Annotated in this window: 23 protein-coding genes; all 23 read left to right on the top strand. The window is 66.1% G+C overall.

Annotated elements, in window-relative coordinates:
- Nucleotides 1-832, top strand: an 832-nt coding sequence (locus IEY82_RS23735) for a DNA-directed RNA polymerase subunit beta (RefSeq protein ID WP_444544202.1), incomplete at its 5' end; no start/stop codon positions are given.
- Between the two features lie 16 nt (nucleotides 833-848).
- The gene (locus IEY82_RS23730) at nucleotides 849-4,724 is read left to right on the top strand and encodes a DNA-directed RNA polymerase subunit beta' (protein WP_189126399.1); all 3,876 of its coding nucleotides are present in this window, start codon (nucleotides 849-851) and stop codon (nucleotides 4,722-4,724) included.
- Between the two features lie 520 nt (nucleotides 4,725-5,244).
- Nucleotides 5,245-5,619, top strand: a complete 375-nt coding sequence (rpsL, locus tag IEY82_RS23725; protein WP_049572713.1) for a 30S ribosomal protein S12 — start codon at nucleotides 5,245-5,247, stop codon at nucleotides 5,617-5,619.
- Between the two features lie 2 nt (nucleotides 5,620-5,621).
- The gene (gene rpsG / locus IEY82_RS23720) at nucleotides 5,622-6,092 is read left to right on the top strand and encodes a 30S ribosomal protein S7 (RefSeq protein WP_189126398.1); all 471 of its coding nucleotides are present in this window, start codon (nucleotides 5,622-5,624) and stop codon (nucleotides 6,090-6,092) included.
- 89 nt (nucleotides 6,093-6,181) lie between these two features.
- Nucleotides 6,182-8,230 (top strand): elongation factor G, encoded by a 2,049-nt coding sequence (fusA, locus tag IEY82_RS23715; RefSeq protein WP_229697654.1) that lies wholly within the window; start codon nucleotides 6,182-6,184, stop codon nucleotides 8,228-8,230.
- 165 nt (nucleotides 8,231-8,395) lie between these two features.
- A complete protein-coding gene (gene tuf / locus IEY82_RS23710) occupies nucleotides 8,396-9,589 on the top strand; it encodes an elongation factor Tu (protein ID WP_189126396.1) in 1,194 nt (397 codons plus the stop codon).
- Nucleotides 9,590-9,862: 273 nt separating this feature from the next.
- Nucleotides 9,863-10,171, top strand: coding sequence for a 30S ribosomal protein S10 (rpsJ, locus tag IEY82_RS23705; protein ID WP_012887830.1), 309 nt, complete (start codon nucleotides 9,863-9,865; stop codon nucleotides 10,169-10,171).
- Between the two features lie 13 nt (nucleotides 10,172-10,184).
- The gene (rplC, locus tag IEY82_RS23700) at nucleotides 10,185-10,838 is read left to right on the top strand and encodes a 50S ribosomal protein L3 (RefSeq protein ID WP_189126395.1); all 654 of its coding nucleotides are present in this window, start codon (nucleotides 10,185-10,187) and stop codon (nucleotides 10,836-10,838) included.
- Nucleotides 10,835-11,485 (top strand): 50S ribosomal protein L4, encoded by a 651-nt coding sequence (gene rplD / locus IEY82_RS23695; RefSeq protein WP_189126394.1) that lies wholly within the window; start codon nucleotides 10,835-10,837, stop codon nucleotides 11,483-11,485. Before rplC ends, rplD begins: the two co-directional genes overlap by 4 nt.
- Nucleotides 11,485-11,847 (top strand): 50S ribosomal protein L23, encoded by a 363-nt coding sequence (gene rplW, locus IEY82_RS23690; RefSeq protein WP_372459743.1) that lies wholly within the window; start codon nucleotides 11,485-11,487, stop codon nucleotides 11,845-11,847. The genes rplD and rplW overlap by 1 nt, the downstream gene beginning before the upstream one ends.
- Nucleotides 11,848-11,951: 104 nt before the next feature.
- A complete protein-coding gene (rplB, locus tag IEY82_RS23685) occupies nucleotides 11,952-12,788 on the top strand; it encodes a 50S ribosomal protein L2 (protein WP_189126393.1) in 837 nt (278 codons plus the stop codon).
- 11 nt (nucleotides 12,789-12,799) lie between these two features.
- A complete protein-coding gene (gene rpsS, locus IEY82_RS23680; protein WP_189126392.1) occupies nucleotides 12,800-13,078 on the top strand; it encodes a 30S ribosomal protein S19 in 279 nt (92 codons plus the stop codon).
- A gap of 29 nt (nucleotides 13,079-13,107) precedes the next feature.
- Nucleotides 13,108-13,461, top strand: a complete 354-nt coding sequence (gene rplV / locus IEY82_RS23675) for a 50S ribosomal protein L22 (protein WP_189126391.1) — start codon at nucleotides 13,108-13,110, stop codon at nucleotides 13,459-13,461.
- On the top strand, nucleotides 13,461-14,309 hold the full coding sequence (rpsC, locus tag IEY82_RS23670) for a 30S ribosomal protein S3 (RefSeq protein WP_189126390.1): 849 nt from the start codon (nucleotides 13,461-13,463) through the stop codon (nucleotides 14,307-14,309). The genes rplV and rpsC overlap by 1 nt, the downstream gene beginning before the upstream one ends.
- Nucleotides 14,310-14,311: 2 nt before the next feature.
- The gene (gene rplP, locus IEY82_RS23665; RefSeq protein WP_189126389.1) at nucleotides 14,312-14,731 is read left to right on the top strand and encodes a 50S ribosomal protein L16; all 420 of its coding nucleotides are present in this window, start codon (nucleotides 14,312-14,314) and stop codon (nucleotides 14,729-14,731) included.
- 82 nt (nucleotides 14,732-14,813) lie between these two features.
- Nucleotides 14,814-15,050, top strand: coding sequence for a 50S ribosomal protein L29 (gene rpmC / locus IEY82_RS23660; RefSeq protein ID WP_189126388.1), 237 nt, complete (start codon nucleotides 14,814-14,816; stop codon nucleotides 15,048-15,050).
- A complete protein-coding gene (gene rpsQ / locus IEY82_RS23655; RefSeq protein ID WP_189126387.1) occupies nucleotides 15,043-15,336 on the top strand; it encodes a 30S ribosomal protein S17 in 294 nt (97 codons plus the stop codon). Before rpmC ends, rpsQ begins: the two co-directional genes overlap by 8 nt.
- Nucleotides 15,337-15,527: 191 nt before the next feature.
- A complete protein-coding gene (gene rplN, locus IEY82_RS23650) occupies nucleotides 15,528-15,899 on the top strand; it encodes a 50S ribosomal protein L14 (protein WP_026214151.1) in 372 nt (123 codons plus the stop codon).
- Nucleotides 15,899-16,195: a 50S ribosomal protein L24 gene (gene rplX, locus IEY82_RS23645; RefSeq protein ID WP_189126386.1), complete on the top strand. Its 297-nt coding sequence runs from the start codon at nucleotides 15,899-15,901 to the stop codon at nucleotides 16,193-16,195. Before rplN ends, rplX begins: the two co-directional genes overlap by 1 nt.
- Nucleotides 16,195-16,770: a 50S ribosomal protein L5 gene (rplE, locus tag IEY82_RS23640; protein ID WP_189126385.1), complete on the top strand. Its 576-nt coding sequence runs from the start codon at nucleotides 16,195-16,197 to the stop codon at nucleotides 16,768-16,770. The genes rplX and rplE overlap by 1 nt, the downstream gene beginning before the upstream one ends.
- Before the next feature lie 2 nt (nucleotides 16,771-16,772).
- On the top strand, nucleotides 16,773-16,958 hold the full coding sequence (locus IEY82_RS23635) for a type Z 30S ribosomal protein S14 (protein WP_189126384.1): 186 nt from the start codon (nucleotides 16,773-16,775) through the stop codon (nucleotides 16,956-16,958).
- Between the two features lie 179 nt (nucleotides 16,959-17,137).
- Nucleotides 17,138-17,536, top strand: coding sequence for a 30S ribosomal protein S8 (gene rpsH, locus IEY82_RS23630; protein ID WP_106253393.1), 399 nt, complete (start codon nucleotides 17,138-17,140; stop codon nucleotides 17,534-17,536).
- A 16-nt stretch (nucleotides 17,537-17,552) separates the two neighbouring features.
- On the top strand, nucleotides 17,553-18,095 hold the full coding sequence (gene rplF / locus IEY82_RS23625; RefSeq protein ID WP_189126383.1) for a 50S ribosomal protein L6: 543 nt from the start codon (nucleotides 17,553-17,555) through the stop codon (nucleotides 18,093-18,095).
- Nucleotide 18,096: the final 1 nt, after the last annotated feature.

Raw genomic sequence — 18,096 nt, 5'->3', positions numbered from 1 at the left:
GCCGGTCGAGGACATGCCGTTCCTGGAGGACGGCACCCCGGTCGACATCATCCTCAACCCGCTGGGCGTGCCCGGCCGGATGAACGTCGGCCAGGTCCTGGAGACCCACCTCGGCTGGATCGCGGCCAGGGGCTGGGACATCTCCGGCATCCAGGAGGCCTGGGCCGATCGGCTGCGCGAGAAGGGCTTCGAGACCGTCGACCCGCGCACCAACATGGCCACCCCGGTCTTCGACGGAGCCCACGAGGAGGAGATCGTCGGCCTGCTCGGCAACACCGTCCCCAACCGCGACGGTGACCGCATGGTCGAGGCCAGCGGCAAGGCACGGCTCTACGACGGCCGCTCCGGCGAGCCGTTCCCGTATCCGATCTCGGTCGGCTACATCTACATCCTCAAGCTCCTGCACCTGGTGGACGACAAGATCCACGCCCGGTCGACCGGCCCCTACTCCATGATCACCCAGCAGCCGCTCGGCGGTAAGGCCCAGTTCGGTGGCCAGCGCTTCGGTGAGATGGAGGTGTGGGCCCTGGAGGCCTACGGCGCCGCCTACGCGCTCCAGGAGCTACTGACCATCAAGTCCGACGACGTCCTGGGCCGCGTGAAGGTCTACGAGGCGATCGTCAAGGGCGAGAACATTCCCGAGCCCGGCATTCCCGAGTCCTTCAAGGTCCTCATCAAGGAAATGCAGTCGCTGTGCCTCAACGTCGAGGTGCTCTCCAGCGACGGCATGTCCATCGAGATGCGAGACACCGACGAGGACGTCTTCCGCGCCGCGGAGGAGCTCGGCATCGATCTGTCCCGGCGCGAGCCGAGCAGCGTGGAAGAAGTCTGAGGGGGAGATCGCACACATGCTAGACGTCAACTTCTTCGACGAGCTCAGGATCGGCCTCGCCACGGCCGATGACATCCGCCAGTGGTCCCACGGCGAGGTGAAGAAGCCGGAGACCATCAACTACCGCACTCTCAAGCCGGAAAAGGACGGGCTCTTCTGCGAGAAGATCTTCGGTCCGACCCGCGACTGGGAGTGCTACTGCGGCAAGTACAAGCGCGTCCGGTTCAAGGGCATCATCTGTGAGCGCTGTGGCGTCGAGGTGACTCGCGCCAAGGTGCGTCGTGAGCGGATGGGCCACATCGAGCTGGCCGCGCCGGTCACGCACATCTGGTACTTCAAGGGCGTCCCGTCGCGCCTCGGCTACCTGCTCGACCTGGCCCCGAAGGACCTGGAGAAGGTCATCTACTTCGCGGCGTACATGATCACGCATGTCGACACCGAGATGCGTGAGCGTGACCTGCCCTCGCTGGAGGCGAAGATCTCCGTCGAGCGGCAGCACATCGAGCAGCGCCGCGACGCCGACGTCGAGGCCCGGCAGAAGAAGCTCGAGGCCGACCTGGCCGAGCTCGAGGCCGCCGGCGCCAAGGGCGACCAGCGCCGCAAGGTGCGCGAGGGCGCTGAGCGTGAGATGCGCCAGCTCCGCGACCGGGCCCAGCGTGAGCTGGACCGGCTCGAGGAGGTCTGGAGCCGCTTCAAGAACCTCAAGGTCCAGGACCTGGAGGGCGACGAGCTGCTCTACCGCGAGATGCGTGACCGCTTCGGCCGCTACTTCAAGGGCGGCATGGGCGCGCAGGCGATCCAGGACCGCCTGATCAGCTTCGACCTCGACGCCGAGGCCGAAAACCTGCGCGAGACCATCCGCAGCGGCAAGGGCCAGAAGAAGGCCCGCGCGCTCAAGCGGCTCAAGGTCGTGTCCGCGTTCCTCAACACCACCAACTCGCCGCGCGGCATGGTGCTCGACTGCATCCCGGTCATCCCGCCGGACCTGCGCCCGATGGTGCAGCTCGACGGTGGCCGGTTCGCGACCTCCGACCTCAACGACCTCTACCGCCGGGTCATCAACCGCAACAACCGGCTCAAGCGTCTGCTCGACCTCGGCGCGCCCGAGATCATCGTGAACAACGAGAAGCGGATGCTGCAGGAGGCCGTCGACGCGCTGTTCGACAACGGCCGCCGCGGTCGCCCGGTCACCGGTCCCGGCAACCGGCCCCTCAAGTCCCTCAGCGACATGCTGAAGGGCAAGCAGGGCCGTTTCCGCCAGAACCTCCTGGGTAAGCGAGTCGACTACTCCGGCCGTTCGGTCATCGTCGTCGGTCCGCAGCTCAAGCTGCACCAGTGCGGTCTGCCCAAGCAGATGGCGCTGGAGCTGTTCAAGCCGTTCGTGATGAAGAGGCTGGTCGATCTCAACCACGCCCAGAACATCAAGTCGGCCAAGCGGATGGTCGAGCGGGCCCGTCCCGTGGTGTGGGACGTGCTCGAAGAGGTCATCACCGAGCACCCGGTGCTGCTCAACCGCGCTCCGACGCTCCACCGTCTGGGCATCCAGGCGTTCGAGCCGCAGCTGGTCGAGGGCAAGGCCATCCAGATCCACCCGCTGGTCTGCACCGCGTTCAACGCCGACTTCGACGGCGACCAGATGGCCGTGCACCTGCCGCTGTCGGCTGAGGCCCAGGCCGAGGCACGCATCCTGATGCTCTCGACCAACAACATCCTCAAGCCGGCCGACGGCAAGCCCGTGACGATGCCCACCCAGGACATGGTCATCGGCCTCTACTGGCTGACCACCCAGAAGGACGGCGCCACGGGCGAGGGCCGGGTCTTCGGCTCGATCGCCGAGGCTCAGATGGCGTTCGACCGCCAGGAGCTGCACATCCAGGCGAAGATCCAGATCCGGCTCAAGGACGTCCTGCCGCCCCGTGACTGGGTCGCGCCGGAGGGCTGGGAGCAGGGTGACCCGATCCGTCTGGAGACGACGTTCGGGCGGTGCCTGTTCAACCAGACGCTGCCCGTGAGCTACCCGTTCGTCAACTTCCAGGTCGGCAAGAAGCAGCTGTCCACGATCGTCAACGAGCTGGCCGAGACCTATCCCAAGGTTGAGGTCGCCAACTCGCTCGACGCGCTCAAGGACGCGGGCTTCCGCTGGGCGACCCGTTCCGGTGTCACGATCTCGATCGACGACGTGGTCGCGCCGCCGAACAAGGCCGAGATCATGGAAAACTACGAGCGCCGGGCCGACAAGGTCCAGCGCGAGTACGAGCGTGGTCTGATCACCGACGAGGAGCGCCGTCAGGAGCTCATCGAGATCTGGACGCACGCGACGGCCGACGTCGAGACCGACATGGTCAACGCCTTCCCGGCGACCAACCCGGTCTGGATGATGGTCAACTCCGGTGCCCGAGGCAACAAGATGCAGGTGCGTCAGATCGCCGGCATCCGTGGCCTGGTGTCCAACACCAAGGGTGAGACGATTCCGCGCCCGATCAAGGCCTCGTTCCGCGAGGGCCTGTCGGTGCTCGAGTACTTCATCTCGACCCACGGACAGCGGAAGGGCCTGGCCGACACCGCGCTGCGCACCGCCGACTCGGGCTATCTGACCCGTCGTCTGGTGGACGTGGCACAGGACGTCATCGTGCGCGAGATCGACTGCGGCACCGACCGCGCGGTCCCGCTCCACGTCGGCGACCGTGACGCGTCGGGCAACCTGGTCAAGGCCGAGAACGCCGAGTCCAACGTGCACGGCCGCATCCTGGCCGAGGACGTCGAGGTCGACGGCAAGATCATCGTCCCGGCCGGGGTCGACATCAACGACATCCACGTGACCAAGCTGGTCGAGGCGGGCGTCGAGACGGTCCGCACCCGCAGCGCTCTGGTCTGCGAGGCCAAGATCGGTGTCTGCGCGACCTGCTACGGCCGCTCGCTGGCCACCGGCAAGCTCGTGGACGTCGGCGAGGCGGTCGGCATCATCGCCGCCCAGTCGATCGGTGAGCCGGGCACGCAGCTGACGATGCGTACCTTCCACACCGGCGGTGTGGCGGGCGCCGACATCACCCACGGTCTGCCCCGAGTCCAGGAGCTCTTCGAGGCGCGCATCCCCAAGGGTGTCGCCCCGATCTCCGAGGCGGAGGGCCGGGTCCGGATCGACGAGACCGACAAGGCCAGGAAGATCGTCATCACCCCGGACGACGGGTCCGAGGACATCGCCTACCCGGTCTCGATGCGTTCGCGCCTGCTCGTCTCGGAGGGCCAGCGCGTCTCCGTCGGCCAGCAGCTGGTCGCCGGTGCGGTCAACCCCAACGAGGTGCTGCGCATCCTCGGCCCGCGGGCCGTGCAGCTGCACCTGGTGGCGGAGGTCCAGCAGGTCTACCGGTCGCAGGGTGTGTCGATCCACGACAAGCACATCGAGATCATCGTGCGGCAGATGCTCAAGCGCGTGAACGTGCTGGAGTCCGGCGAAACCGACCTGCTGCCCGGTGAGCTCGTCGAGCGTCCGCGCTTCGAGCAGATGAACCGCGAGACGGTGGCGGAGGGTGGCTCTCCGGCCGCCGGTCGCCCGGTGCTCATGGGCATCACGAAGGCGTCGCTCGCCACCGAGTCGTGGCTGTCGGCGGCCTCCTTCCAGGAGACGACCAGGGTCCTGACGGACGCGGCGATCCACGCCAAGTCCGACTCGCTCCTGGGCCTGAAGGAGAACGTCATCATCGGCAAGCTCATCCCGGCCGGCACTGGCATGCCCCAGTACCGCAACATCCGGGTCGAGCCGACCGAGGAGGCCAAGGCCGCCATGTACACCGTGGGCGGCTACGACGGCTCCGCGGCCGACTACACCTTCGGCACCGGCAGCGGCGAGGCCGTGCCGCTGGAGGAGTACGACTTCGGCCAGTACAACCGATGAAAACTCGGTAACCGGTCTGCGGTCCGCACGCCCGGGTCTCTCTTCTGAGAGGCCCGGGCGTGTCGCGTTCAGGGGGGATAGGGAAGTCTGGCCGCAGCGGATAGCCGGGGACTGTCACCAGGTGAGGGACGGCCCGGAGGTCCTTGTTCTGCCGGATGGGGCACAGGACAGCGGGCGTGCCTATATCATGTCCGAGGAGCAGTAGCCGGGCCTTGATGGGATGGGCCTCGCGCACCGGGAGCGGAAAGGCTGATAGCCTCTCCGCGCCGTTTTGACGTGTCGCGCGGGCCTGGTAGCCTAGACCATCGTGCCCGTTCTTGCGGGCTCTCGACCGTGCGCTCATTGCGAGAGCGCGGGTCGGCTTCCTGGCTCGAAGTCTTCGTGGATGTGTCTGTGCCGACAGCGCGACACGCCCGAGCGCGGGGGCGCGGAAGCAAGGACAATCCGCAGGTCATGACACCGGCAGAACCTGCGAATTGAAGAATGACGTAACACCGGCCAAGGCACGAACGGAGTGGCAGTGCCCACTATTCAGCAGTTGGTCCGCAAGGGCCGGCAGGACAAGGTCTCAAAGACCAAGACTCCTGCCCTCAAGGGGAGTCCGCAGCGGCGCGGTGTGTGTCAGCGCGTCTACACCACCACCCCGAAGAAGCCCAACTCGGCGCTGCGCAAGGTCGCCCGAGTGCGGCTCACCAACGGCATCGAGGTCACGGCTTACATCCCCGGTGTGGGCCACAACCTGCAGGAGCACTCCATCGTGCTCGTGCGTGGCGGTCGTGTGAAGGACCTGCCGGGTGTTCGCTACAAGATCATCCGTGGCTCGCTGGACACCCAGGGTGTCCGCAACCGCAAGCAGGCCCGTAGCCGTTACGGCGCGAAGAGGGAGAAGAGCTAACAATGCCTCGCAAGGGTTCTCCTGGCCGTCGTCAGCTGATGTCTGACCCGGTCTACAGTTCGCCGCTGGTCACCGCCCTGATCAACAAGGTGCTTCTGGACGGCAAGCGCTCCATCGCGCAGTCGATCGTCTACGGCGCCCTCGAGGGCTGCAGGGACAAGACGGGCAATGACCCGGTCGTCACCCTGAAGCGCGCGCTTGACAACGTCAAGCCGACCCTTGAGGTCCGCAGCCGTCGCGTCGGTGGCGCGACCTACCAGGTGCCGGTCGAGGTGCGCGCGACGCGCAGCACCACCCTGGCCCTGCGCTGGCTGGTGCAGTACTCCCGCGCCCGCCGCGAGAAGACCATGACCGAGCGCCTCATGAACGAGCTCCTCGACGCCAGCAACGGCCTCGGGGCGAGTGTCAAGAAGCGCGAGGACACCCACAAGATGGCCGAGTCCAACAAGGCCTTCGCCCACTACCGCTGGTAATCCGGCGGGTTCGACGAGACGACGAGGACGCGAGAGAAGTGGCCACCACGACCGCTCTTGACCTGGCCAAGGTCCGAAACATCGGGATCATGGCCCATATCGACGCGGGCAAGACCACCACGACCGAGCGCATCCTGTTCTACACCGGCATCAACTACAAGATCGGTGAAGTCCACGAGGGCGCAGCCACGATGGACTGGATGGAGCAGGAGCAGGAGCGCGGCATCACGATCACGTCGGCCGCGACGACCTGTGAGTGGAACGGTCACACCATCAACATCATCGACACCCCTGGGCACGTCGACTTCACCATCGAGGTGGAGCGTTCGCTCCGTGTCCTCGACGGTGCCGTCGCCGTGTTCGACGGCGTCGCGGGTGTCGAGCCGCAGTCAGAGACGGTGTGGCGCCAGGCTGACCGCTATGAGGTCCCCCGGATCTGCTTCGTCAACAAGATGGACCGCGTCGGCGCGGAGTTCCACCGCTGCGTCGACATGATGATCAGCCGGTTGGGTGCCACGCCGGCGGTCATTCAGCTCCCGTGGGGCGTCGAGGCGGACTTCAAGGGCGTCATCGACCTCATCACGATGAAGGGCCTCCTGTGGAGCGCCGAGGCGGCCAAGGGCGAGATGTACGACGTCGTCGACCTCCCGGCCGACCACGCCGAGGCAGCTCGCGAGTGGCGTGACCGCCTCATCGAGACCGTCGCCGAGAACGACGACGAGTTGATGGAGCTCTTCCTCGAGGGCGCTGAGCCCACCGAGGAGCAGCTGACCGCGGCGATCCGCCGCGCGACGCTGTCCAGCGCCATCAACCCGGTGCTGTGCGGGACCGCGTTCAAGAACAAGGGCGTGCAGCCCCTGCTCGACGCGATCGTCGCCTACCTCCCCGCGCCGACCGACATCGGGGCCTTCAAGGGCTACGCGGTCGGCAACGAGGAGAAGGTGATCGAGCGTCACGCGGACCCGGCCGAGCCCTTCTCGGCGCTGGCGTTCAAGATTGCCAGCGACCCGCACCTGGGCAAGCTCACCTACATCCGCATCTACTCGGGCACGCTCGAGACCGGTTCACAGGTCATCAACTCTGTGAAGGGTAAGAAGGAGCGGATCGGCAAGATCTACCAGATGCACGCCAACAAGCGCGAAGAGCGCCCGTCGGCGATCGCTGGCCAGATCGTGGCTGTCATGGGTCTCAAGGACACCACCACCGGTGACACCCTGTCCGACCCGGCCAACCAGGTCGTGCTCGAGTCGATGACGTTCCCGGCTCCGGTCATCAACGTCGCCATCGAGCCCAAGACCAAGGGCGACCAGGAGAAGCTGTCGATCGCGATCCAGCGGCTGGCCGAGGAGGACCCGTCCTTCCAGGTCCGTCGTGACGAGGAGACCGGCCAGACGGTCATCTGGGGCATGGGCGAGCTTCACCTTGAGATCCTCGTCGACCGCATGCGTCGCGAATTCAAGGTCGAGGCCAACGTCGGCCGTCCCCAGGTCGCGTACCGTGAGACCATCCGCCGCAAGGTGGAGAAGATCGACTACACCCACAAGAAGCAGACCGGTGGTTCCGGTCAGTTCGCGCGGGTGATCATCAACCTCGAACCTCTGGGCGAAGGCAACGACGGCTACGAGTTCGAGAACAAGGTCACGGGTGGTCGGGTCCCGAGGGAGTACATCCCCTCGGTCGACGCGGGCGCCCAGGAGGCCGCCGAGTTCGGCGTGCTGGCCGGCTACCCGATGGTGGGCGTGAAGGTGACGCTGACCGACGGTGCCGCGCACGACGTCGACTCCTCGGAAATGGCCTTCAAGATCGCCGGCTCGATGGCCTTCAAGGAGGCCGCGCGCAAGGCTGACGCTGTTCTTCTCGAGCCGATGATGGCCGTCGAGGTCACCACGCCCGAGGATTACATGGGTGACGTCATCGGTGACCTCAACGGTCGCCGCGGGCAGATCCAGGCGATGGACGAGCGGGCCGGAGCCCGAGTCGTCGAGGCGCTCGTGCCGCTGTCTGAGATGTTCGGCTACGTGGGTGACCTGCGTAGCAAGACGCAGGGGCGCGCGAGCTACAGCATGCAGTTCGACTCCTACGCGGAGGTGCCTCCGGGCATCGCCAAGGAGATCGTCGCGAAGGCCCGGGGCGAATAGTCCCGGGACCCCAACGGAGGGGCGCCGAGCGATCGGCGCCCGCCCGTCAGAGGGGCCTCGGCCCCTGGCAGGGCGACACACGTTCGCCCCGCCGCCGAGGGGTTCGGGAACACCCGGGCCCGAGTGTGCAGACGAAAGTCAGTCAGAATCTCAAGGAGAGAACCAGTGGGCAAGGCCAAGTTCGAGCGGAACAAGCCGCACATGAACATCGGCACCATTGGGCATATCGACCACGGTAAGACCACGCTGACCGCGGCGATCACCAAGGTGCTCCACGACCGTTACCCCGACCTGAACGCGGCTACGCCTTTCGACAAGATCGACAAGGCGCCGGAGGAGAAGGCTCGCGGTATTACGATCTCCATCGCGCACGTCGAGTACCAGACCGAGAAGCGCCACTACGCTCACGTGGACTGCCCCGGTCACGCCGACTACGTGAAGAACATGATCACCGGTGCCGCTCAGATGGACGGCGCGATCCTCGTGGTCGCCGCCACCGACGGCCCGATGCCGCAGACGAAGGAGCACGTCCTCCTGGCCCGCCAGGTCGGCGTCCCCTACATCGTCGTGGCCCTCAACAAGTCCGACATGGTCGACGACGAGGAGATCCTGGAGCTCGTCGAGCTCGAGGTCCGTGAGCTCCTGTCCGCTCAGGAGTTCCCCGGCGACGACCTGCCGGTCATCCGCGTCTCGGCGCTCAAGGCGCTCGAGGGCGACGAGAAGTGGGCCGACAGCATCATCGAGCTGATGGACGCCGTCGACGAGAACGTGCCCGAGCCGCCCCGTGAGGTGGAGAAGCCGTTCCTCATGCCGGTCGAGGACGTCTTCTCGATCACCGGTCGCGGCACGGTCGTCACCGGCCGTATCGAGCGTGGCATCGTCAAGGTCAACGAGCAGGTCGACATCATCGGCATCCAGCCGGAGAAGACGACCACCACCGTCACCAGCATCGAGATGTTCAACAAGATGCTCGACGAGGGTCAGGCCGGCGACAACGCCGCCCTGCTGCTCCGCGGCATCAAGCGCGAGCAGGTCGAGCGTGGCCAGTGCATCATCAAGCCGGGCACGACCACCCCGCACACCGAGTTCGAGGGTCAGGTCTACATCCTGTCCAAGGACGAGGGCGGCCGTCACACGCCGTTCTTCAACAACTACCGTCCTCAGTTCTACTTCCGTACGACTGACGTGACCGGTGTGGTGAACCTCCCCGAGGGCACCGAGATGGTCATGCCGGGCGACAACACCGAGATGCGCGTTGAGCTGATCCAGCCCATCGCCATGGAGGAAGGCCTGAAGTTCGCGATCCGTGAGGGTGGCCGCACCGTCGGCGCCGGCCGGGTCATCAAGATCATCAAGTAGTTCGATCGCGGAGTGGCGGTCGGCTCCGGTATCGGGACCGACCGCCACACCACGAAGGGCAGGAGCCGACACGGCTCCCGTCACCTGGCTCCACAGGAAAGCCGTGATCTCGCAGTGGCTTCGGCAGCTGCCGAAGCGACTGCCGGATCACGGAAGACACGACAGATTCGGAATGTCTGTCACGTGGGGTCGTGCGGGCACCGACCCGCATGAACAGCGGCAACAGGCCGCACGATACTTTTTCAGACGACAGCGAAGGACACCGAGGCCATTATGGCGGGACAGAAGATCCGCATCCGGCTTAAGGCCTATGACCACGAGGTCATCGATAGCTCGGCCAAGAAGATCGTCGAGACGGTGACGCGGACTGGCGCGAAGGTCGCGGGCCCGGTGCCGCTGCCGACCGAGAAGAACGTGTACTGCGTCATCCGCTCGCCGCACAAGTACAAGGACAGCCGCGAGCACTTCGAGATGCGCACGCACAAGCGGCTGATTGACATCATCGACCCGACGCCCAAGACGGTTGACTCGCTCATGCGGCTCGACCTCCCCGCGGGCGTCGACATTTCGATCAAGCTCTGAGGGACACACTGACATGGCTAAGACGATCAAGGGCGTCCTGGGCAAGAAGCTCGGCATGACCCAGGTCTTCGACGCGGACAACCGGATGGTTCCGGTCACCGTGGTCGAGGCCGGTCCGTGTGTGGTGACCCGGGTCCGCACCGCCGACAAGGACGGCTACTCCGCCGTCCAGCTCGGCTTCGGGCAGGTCGACCCCCGGAAGGTCAACAAGCCGCTCGGCGACTACCTGCGTAAGCACGACATCACCCCGCGCCGTTACTTCGCGGAGATCCGCACCGACGACGCGAGCGACTACACCCTGGGCCAGGAGCTGCTGGCCGACACCTTCGAGGCCGGCCAGTTCGTCGACGTGACGGGCAAGAGCAAGGGCAAGGGCTTCGCCGGTGTCATGAAGCGTCACGGCTTCAAGGGCCTGAGCGCGTCGCACGGTACGCAGCGCAAGCACCGCTCGCCGGGTTCCATCGGTGGCTGCGCCACCCCGGGCCGCGTATTCAAGGGGCTTCGCATGGCTGGTCGGATGGGTAACGTCCGCACCACCGTGCAGAGCCTGAAGGTTCACGCCGTCGACGCCGAGAAGGGCCTCATCCTGATCAAGGGTGCGATCCCCGGCGCCAACGGCAGCCTGGTCCTCGTCCGCACCGCTGCCAAGAAGGGGGCTGCCAAGTGACCAGCAGTATTGACGTCCTCGACGCCAGCGGCGCCAAGGCCGGCACCGTCGACCTGCCCGAGGACATCTTCGGGGCCAAGGTCAACGTGCCGCTGATCCACCAGGTGGTCGTGGCCCAGCTCGCCGCTCGCCGGCAGGGCACCCACAAGGCCAAGACCCGTGGTGAGGTCAGGGGCGGTGGCAAGAAGCCGTACCGCCAGAAGGGCACCGGCCGGGCCCGTCAGGGTTCGACCCGCGCGCCGCAGTTCGCCGGCGGTGGCGTCGTCCACGGTCCGGTTCCGCGTGACTACTCGCAGCGGACGCCCAAGAAGATGAAGGTCGCCGCTCTGCGTGGCGCCCTGTCCGACAGGGCGGCCGGCGGTCGCGTGCATGTGGTGAGCGGTCTGGTCACCGGTGAGACGCCGAAGACCAAGTCGGCGCTGCAGGCCCTCCGCAAGATCACCCAGTCCAGGACCGTCCTCGTCGTGGTCGACGAGGCCGATGAGCTGACCTGGATGAGCCTGCGCAACGCTCCCGAGGTCCACCTGCTGGACGTCGGGCAGCTCAACACCTACGACGTGCTCTGCCACGACGACGTGGTCTTCACTCAGGAGGCGTACGACCAGGTCGTGGCGCGGCTGAGCCAGGGCGGGAAGGAAGACGCCTGATGGAAGGCAACAACGACCAGCAGGACGTCGCCCAGGCCGCCGAGAAGTCCAAGGGCCGGCTGGTCCGGGTCTCCGACCCGCGCGACGTCATCATCAAGCCGGTCGTCTCTGAGAAGAGCTACGGCCTGATCGATGAGAACAACAAGTACACGTTCCTGGTGAAGAAGACTGCGAACAAGACCCAGATCAAGATCGCGGTCGAGCAGATCTTCGGGGTCAAGGTCACCAGCGTGAACACGATCAACCGGCAGGGCAAGCGCAAGCGCACCCGCACCGGTTTCGGCAAGCGACCCGACACCAAGCGCGCGATCGTGAGCCTGGGTGGGGACGATCGGATCGACATCTTCGGTCAGATCGGCTAGCAGCCATAGAAGTTGAGCGGGCCGTACGGTCCGTAAGGGCGGAGACCGCCGCATTTCGGTGCGGCGGGCTCACCCATGTAACCGACGAAGGATGAACGAAAAAGATGGGCATCCGTAAGTACAAGCCGACGACCCCGGGTCGCCGCGGGTCGAGTGTCTCGGACTTCTCCGAGATCACCCGCAGCACGCCCGAGAAGTCGTTGCTTGCGCCCCTTCACGGCAAGGGCGGCCGCAACGTACACGGCCGGGTCACCGCACGCCACCAGGGCGGCGGTCACAAGCGCGCCTACCGGATCATTGACTTCCGGAGGCATGACAAGGACGGCATTCCGGCGAAGGTCGCTCACATCGAGTACGACCCCAACCGCACTGCCAACATCGCTCTGCTCCACTACGCCGACGGCGAGAAGCGCTACATCATCGCGCCGACGGGCCTCAAGCAGGGCGACCGCATCGAGAACGGCCCCGCGGCCGACATCAAGCCGGGCAACTGCCTGCCGCTGCGCAACATCCCGACCGGTACCTTCATCCACGCGGTGGAGCTCCGTCCGGGCGGCGGCGCCAAGCTCGGCCGTTCCGCGGGCGCCCAGATCCAGCTGCTCGCGAAGGAAGGCCAGTACGCCACGCTGCGTATGCCGTCCGGCGAAATGCGCATGGTAGACGTGCGCTGCCGGGCCTCGGTCGGCCAGGTCGGCAACGCCGAGCAGGCCAACATCAACTGGGGCAAGGCCGGCCGCATGAGGTGGAAGGGCAAGCGCCCGACCGTCCGCGGTGTCGCGATGAACCCCGTCGACCACCCGCACGGTGGTGGCGAGGGCAAGACCTCCGGTGGTCGCCACCCGGTGAACCCGAAGGGTAAGCCCGAGGGCCGCACCCGCCAGGCGAACAAGTCCAGCGACCGGCTGATCATCCGTCGTCGTAGCAAGAGGAAGAAGCGGTAGGAGCAGCCGAAATGCCACGTAGCCTTAAGAAGGGTCCCTTCGTGGACGACCACCTCGCCAAGAAGGTGGACGCCCAGAACGAGAAGGGCACCAAGAACGTCATCAAGACGTGGTCGCGGCGCTCCATGATCGTGCCGGACATGCTCGGGCACACGATCGCCGTACACGACGGCCGCAAGCACGTCCCGGTGTTCGTCACCGAGTCGATGATCGGCCACAAGCTGGGAGAGTTCGCGCCCACGCGCACCTTCCGCAGCCACGTCAAGGATGACCGCCGCAGCCGGCGATGAACAGCCTTCAGAAGTAAGAGGAGTAAGCGATGGAAGCCAGGGCTCAGGCGCGGTTCGTCCGCGTCACGCCCCAGAAGGCCCGCCGCGTGGTGGACCTTATTCGCGGGCTGCCCGCTTCGGAGGCGCAGGCCGTGCTGCAGTTCGCTCCCCAGTCGGCGAGCGAGCCGATCTTCAAGGTGCTCTCGAGCGCCATGGCGAACGCAGAGCACAATTTCGATCTCGACCCGCAGTCGCTCGTCGTGAGCCGCGCGTGGGTCGACGAGGGCCCGACGCTGAAGCGGTTCCGTCCGCGTGCCCAGGGTCGTGCCTATCGGATCAACAAGCGGACGAGCCACATCACCGTGATCGTGGAGTCCCGCGAGCCGAAGGGAAGGACCCGATAGTGGGCCAGAAGGTTAACCCGCACGGGTTCCGCCTCGGCATCACGACCGACTTCAAGAGCCGGTGGTACGCCGACAAGCTGTACAAGTCGTACGTCGCTGAGGACGTGGCGATCCGTCGCATGCTGCAGAAGGGCATGGAGCGGGCCGGCATCTCCAAGGTGGAGATCGAGCGTACGACCGACCGCGTCCAGGTCGACATCCACACCGCGCGTCCGGGCATCGTCATCGGCCGCCGCGGCGCCGAGGCCGACCGCATTCGCGGCGACCTGGAGAAGCTGACCAAGAAGCAGGTTCAGCTCAACATCCTCGAGGTGAAGAACCCCGAGATCGACGCCCAGCTCGTCGCGCAGGGTGTCGCCGAGCAGCTCTCCAGCCGTGTCTCGTTCCGCCGCGCCATGCGCAAGGCGATGCAGTCGGCCATGAAGAGCGGCGCCAAGGGCATCCGGGTCCAGTGCTCGGGTCGTCTGGGCGGCGCCGAGATGTCGAGGTCGGAGTTCTACCGCGAGGGTCGTGTGCCGCTGCACACGCTGCGCGCGGACATCGACTACGGCTTCTACGAGGCCCGCACCACCTTCGGCCGCATCGGCGTGAAGGTGTGGATCTACAAGGGTGAGGCTCCGACGAGCCGCGCCGAGCGTGAGGCGGCTGCCGCCGGTGCTCGTGCCGGCCAGCGTCGCGAGCGTGACGACCGTAGGGGTGGCGGCGGCGGCGACCGTCCCCGTCGCGGTGGCGCCGGTGGCGCTCGCCGTGGCGGTGGCCGCACCGAGCGCGCCCCCAGGACCGAGGCGGCCGCGCAGGCCGCCCCTGAGACCGGCCCGGCTGCGCAGCCGGGTGCTGAAGGGAGCTGACCATGCTGATCCCGCGCAGGGTCAAGCACCGCAAGCAGCACCGGCCCGACCGCAGTGGCGCCGCCAAGGGCGGCACCAGGGTCGTGTTCGGCGAGTTCGGCATTCAGGCGATTGAGCACTCCTACGTGACCAACCGCCAGATCGAGTCGGCTCGTATTGCGATGACCCGTCACATCAAGCGTGGTGGAAAGGTGTGGATCAACATCTACCCCGACCGCCCGCTGACCAAGAAGCCGGCCGAGACCCGCATGGGCTCCGGTAAGGGTTCGCCCGAGTGGTGGATCGCCAACGTCAAGCCGGGGCGCGTCATGTTCGAGCTTTCTGGTGTCGCCGAGCCGATTGCCCGTGAGGCACTCACTCGCGCCATCCACAAGCTCCCCATGAAGTGCAAGATCGTTAAGCGTGAAGTTGGTGACGCCTGATGTTCGCTGCGCGAACCACAAGCTCCCCATGCAGCGCCGATGAGACCAGCAAGATCGTTAAGCGTGAAGTGGGTGAGGCGTGATGGCTAAGAGCCTGACCGCCGGCGAGCTGCGGGTGGAGGACCAGGACACCCTGGTCCAGAAGCTCAAGGAAGCCAAGGAGGAGCTGTTCAACCTCCGCTTCCAGGCAGCGACCGGACAGTTGGAGAGCCACGGGCGGCTGCGTGCCGTCCGCCGCGAGATCGCCCGTATCTACACCGTGATGCGCGAGCGCGAGCTTGGCATCATCACGGTCGAGAAGGAGACGAGCGATGGCTGAGACCGAGACCACCGAGATCACCGAGACGAACGACGCGCGGAAGTTCCGCAAGGTCCGTGAGGGCCTGGTCGTGAGCGACAAGATGGACAAGACCGTCGTCGTCGCCGTCGAGGACCGCGTCAAGCACCGTCTGTACGGCAAGGTCATCCGCCGTACGACCAAGTACAAGGCGCACGACGAGGCCAACGCCTGTGGCGTGGGCGACCGCGTGCTCCTGATGGAGACTCGTCCGCTCTCCGCCACCAAGCGGTGGCGGGTCGTCGAGATCCTCGAGAAGGCCAAGTAACGCCTTCTCGGATATATACCGCGCCTCGTGGGGGGTGGAGACACCCCCCACGACGGTGTCCAAGGACGCGAGGCCACGACGGCTCGCGTCGCCTGCGGTGCGGCCCTCCGGGGCTGTGGCCGGAGGAACAAGACAACAGCAGGTTCCGCCAGGCTCAGAGATGAGAACCGGCGCGACTAACAGGAGTGAACGTGATCCAGCAGGAGTCGCGGCTCAAGGTCGCCGACAACACGGGTGCCAAGGAGATTCTCTGCATCCGTGTTCTCGGTGGCTCGGGCCGACGCTACGCCGGTATCGGCGACGTGATCGTCGCCACTGTCAAGGACGCGCTGCCCGGCAGCACGGGCGTCAAGAAGGGCGATGTGGTCAAGGCCGTCATCGTCCGCACGGTCAAGGAGCGCCGCCGGCCTGACGGCTCCTACATCCGCTTCGACGAGAACGCCGCCGTCATCATCAAGGACAGCGGCGACCCTCGCGGTACCCGTATCTTCGGCCCGGTGGGCCGTGAGCTGCGCGACAAGAAGTTCATGCGCATCATCTCGCTCGCGCCGGAGGTGCTGTAATGCCGAAGCTGCATGTGAAGAAGGGTGACCTCGTCCAGGTCATCGCCGGTAAGGACAAGGGTGCCAAGGGTCGTGTGATCGCGACTCACCCGCGCGAGGACCGCGTGGTGGTCGAGGGCATCAACATGATCAAGAAGCACACCAAGGAGACCCACCAGGGTCCGCGCGGCGCCAAGACCGGCGGCGTGCAGACCATGGAGGCTCCCATCCACGTGAGCAACGTGAAGAAGCTCAAGGACGACAAGCCCGCCGACAAGAAGGCCGACAAGGCCGACGAGACGGGTGAGGACAGCTGATGACTGCCACGACCACTGAGACCGAGCGTCCGACGCCGCGCCTCAAGACGAAGTACCGCGAGGAGATCGCGGCCCAGCTTCGCGAGGACTTCGGCATCGAGAACGTCATGCAGATCCCCGGCCTGGTGAAGATCAAGGTCAACATGGGTGTCGGCGAGGCGGCTCGCGACTCGAAGCTCATCGAGGGCGCTGTCCGCGACCTCACGGTGATCACCGGCCAGAAGCCGGCCGTCGTCCGGGCCCGCAAGTCCATCGCGCAGTTCAAGCTGCGCGAGGGCATGCCGATCGGCGCGCACGTCACGCTTCGCGGCGACCGGATGTGGGAGTTCCTCGACAGGCTGCTGTCGCTGGCTCTGCCCCGCATCAGGGACTTCCGCGGTCTGTCGCCCAAGCAGTTCGACGGCAACGGCAACTACACCTTCGGACTGACCGAGCAGGTCATGTTCCACGAGGTCGACCAGGACAAGGTCGACCGGCCGCGGGGCATGGACATCACGGTCGTGACCACCGCGAAGAACGACGAACAGGGCCGGGCGCTGCTGAAGCTCCTCGGGTTCCCCTTCAAGGAGGCCTGATCATGGCGAAGAAGTCGCTGATCGCCAAGGCGAAGCGTAAGCCGAAGTTCGAGGTCCGGGCCTACACCCGGTGCACCCGCTGTGGCCGGCCCCGCGCCGTCTACAGGAAGTTCGGGCTCTGCCGCGTGTGCTTCCGCGAAATGGCGCACCGGGGCGAGCTGCCTGGCATCACCAAGTCCAGCTGGTAGTTACCCTTGGGGGCGGGCTGCGTTCGCGCAGGGCCGTCCCCGACGGTGCGCCAGCCGTACATATTCAGAAATCAGATTCCGGGTGCTCTCGACGAGAGTGCCCATGACCACGCCGAAGGTCCACCGGCAGAGCATCGCGCTTGGCCGACTGGAAACCGCGGCGAGGAAGGCCACTGGCCATGACGATGACCGACCCCATCGCAGACATGCTCACGCGTCTGCGTAATGCGAATTCGGCGTACCACGAAAGCGTGTCGATGCCGTACTCGAAGATCAAGGCGCACATCGCCGAGATCCTCCAGCAGGAGGGTTACATCCAGGCTTGGACCGTCGAAGACGCCAAGGTTGGCAAGAACCTCGTGGTGGAGCTCAAGTTCGGCCCGACCCGTGAGCGGTCGCTCGCGGGCCTGCGCCGGGTCTCCAAGCCCGGTCTGCGGGTCTATGCGAAGAAGGACAACCTGCCTCGAGTGCTGGGAGGGCTGGGCGTCGCGATCATCTCGACCTCGGCCGGTCTCATGACCGACAAGCAGGCCGGCAAGCGTGGTGTGGGCGGGGAAGTCCTCGCCTACGTCTGGTAGAGGGGAGGAACACAGCATGTCACGAATCGGACGGCTGCCCATCCCTGTGCCGAATGGCGTAGACATCACGATCGACGGCCGCGATGTCCAGGTCAAGGGCCCGAAGGGCACGCTTTCTCACACGGTCGCCGAGCCCATCACCGTGGCTCGCGATGACGACGGCGCGATCGCCGTCACCCGGCCCAACGACGAGAACAAGGTCCGCGCGCTGCACGGTCTGTCCCGTACGTTGATCGCCAACATGGTGCAGGGCGTCACTCAGGGTTACTCCAAGACCCTTGAGATCGTCGGCGTCGGTTACCGCGTCCAGGCCAAGGGCCCGACGCAGCTGGAGTTCGCACTGGGCTTCAGTCACCCGGTCATCATCGACGCCCCCGACGGCGTCACCTTCCGCGTCGAGAAGCCGACGCTGTTCCACGTGGACGGCATCGACAAGCAGAAGGTCGGCGAGGTCGCGGCCAATATCCGCAAGTTGCGCAAGCCTGACCCGTACAAGGGCAAGGGTGTGCGTTACCAGGGCGAACAGATCCGCCGCAAGGTCGGAAAGGCTGGTAAGTAGG

It is taken from the genome of Nonomuraea cavernae, from assembly GCF_014646355.1.
Taxonomy (GTDB): Bacteria; Actinomycetota; Actinomycetes; order Streptosporangiales; family Streptosporangiaceae; genus Nonomuraea; species Nonomuraea cavernae.
Note: the sequence above shows the minus strand (reverse complement) of the source record. Positions and strands in the feature narration are given on the sequence as shown.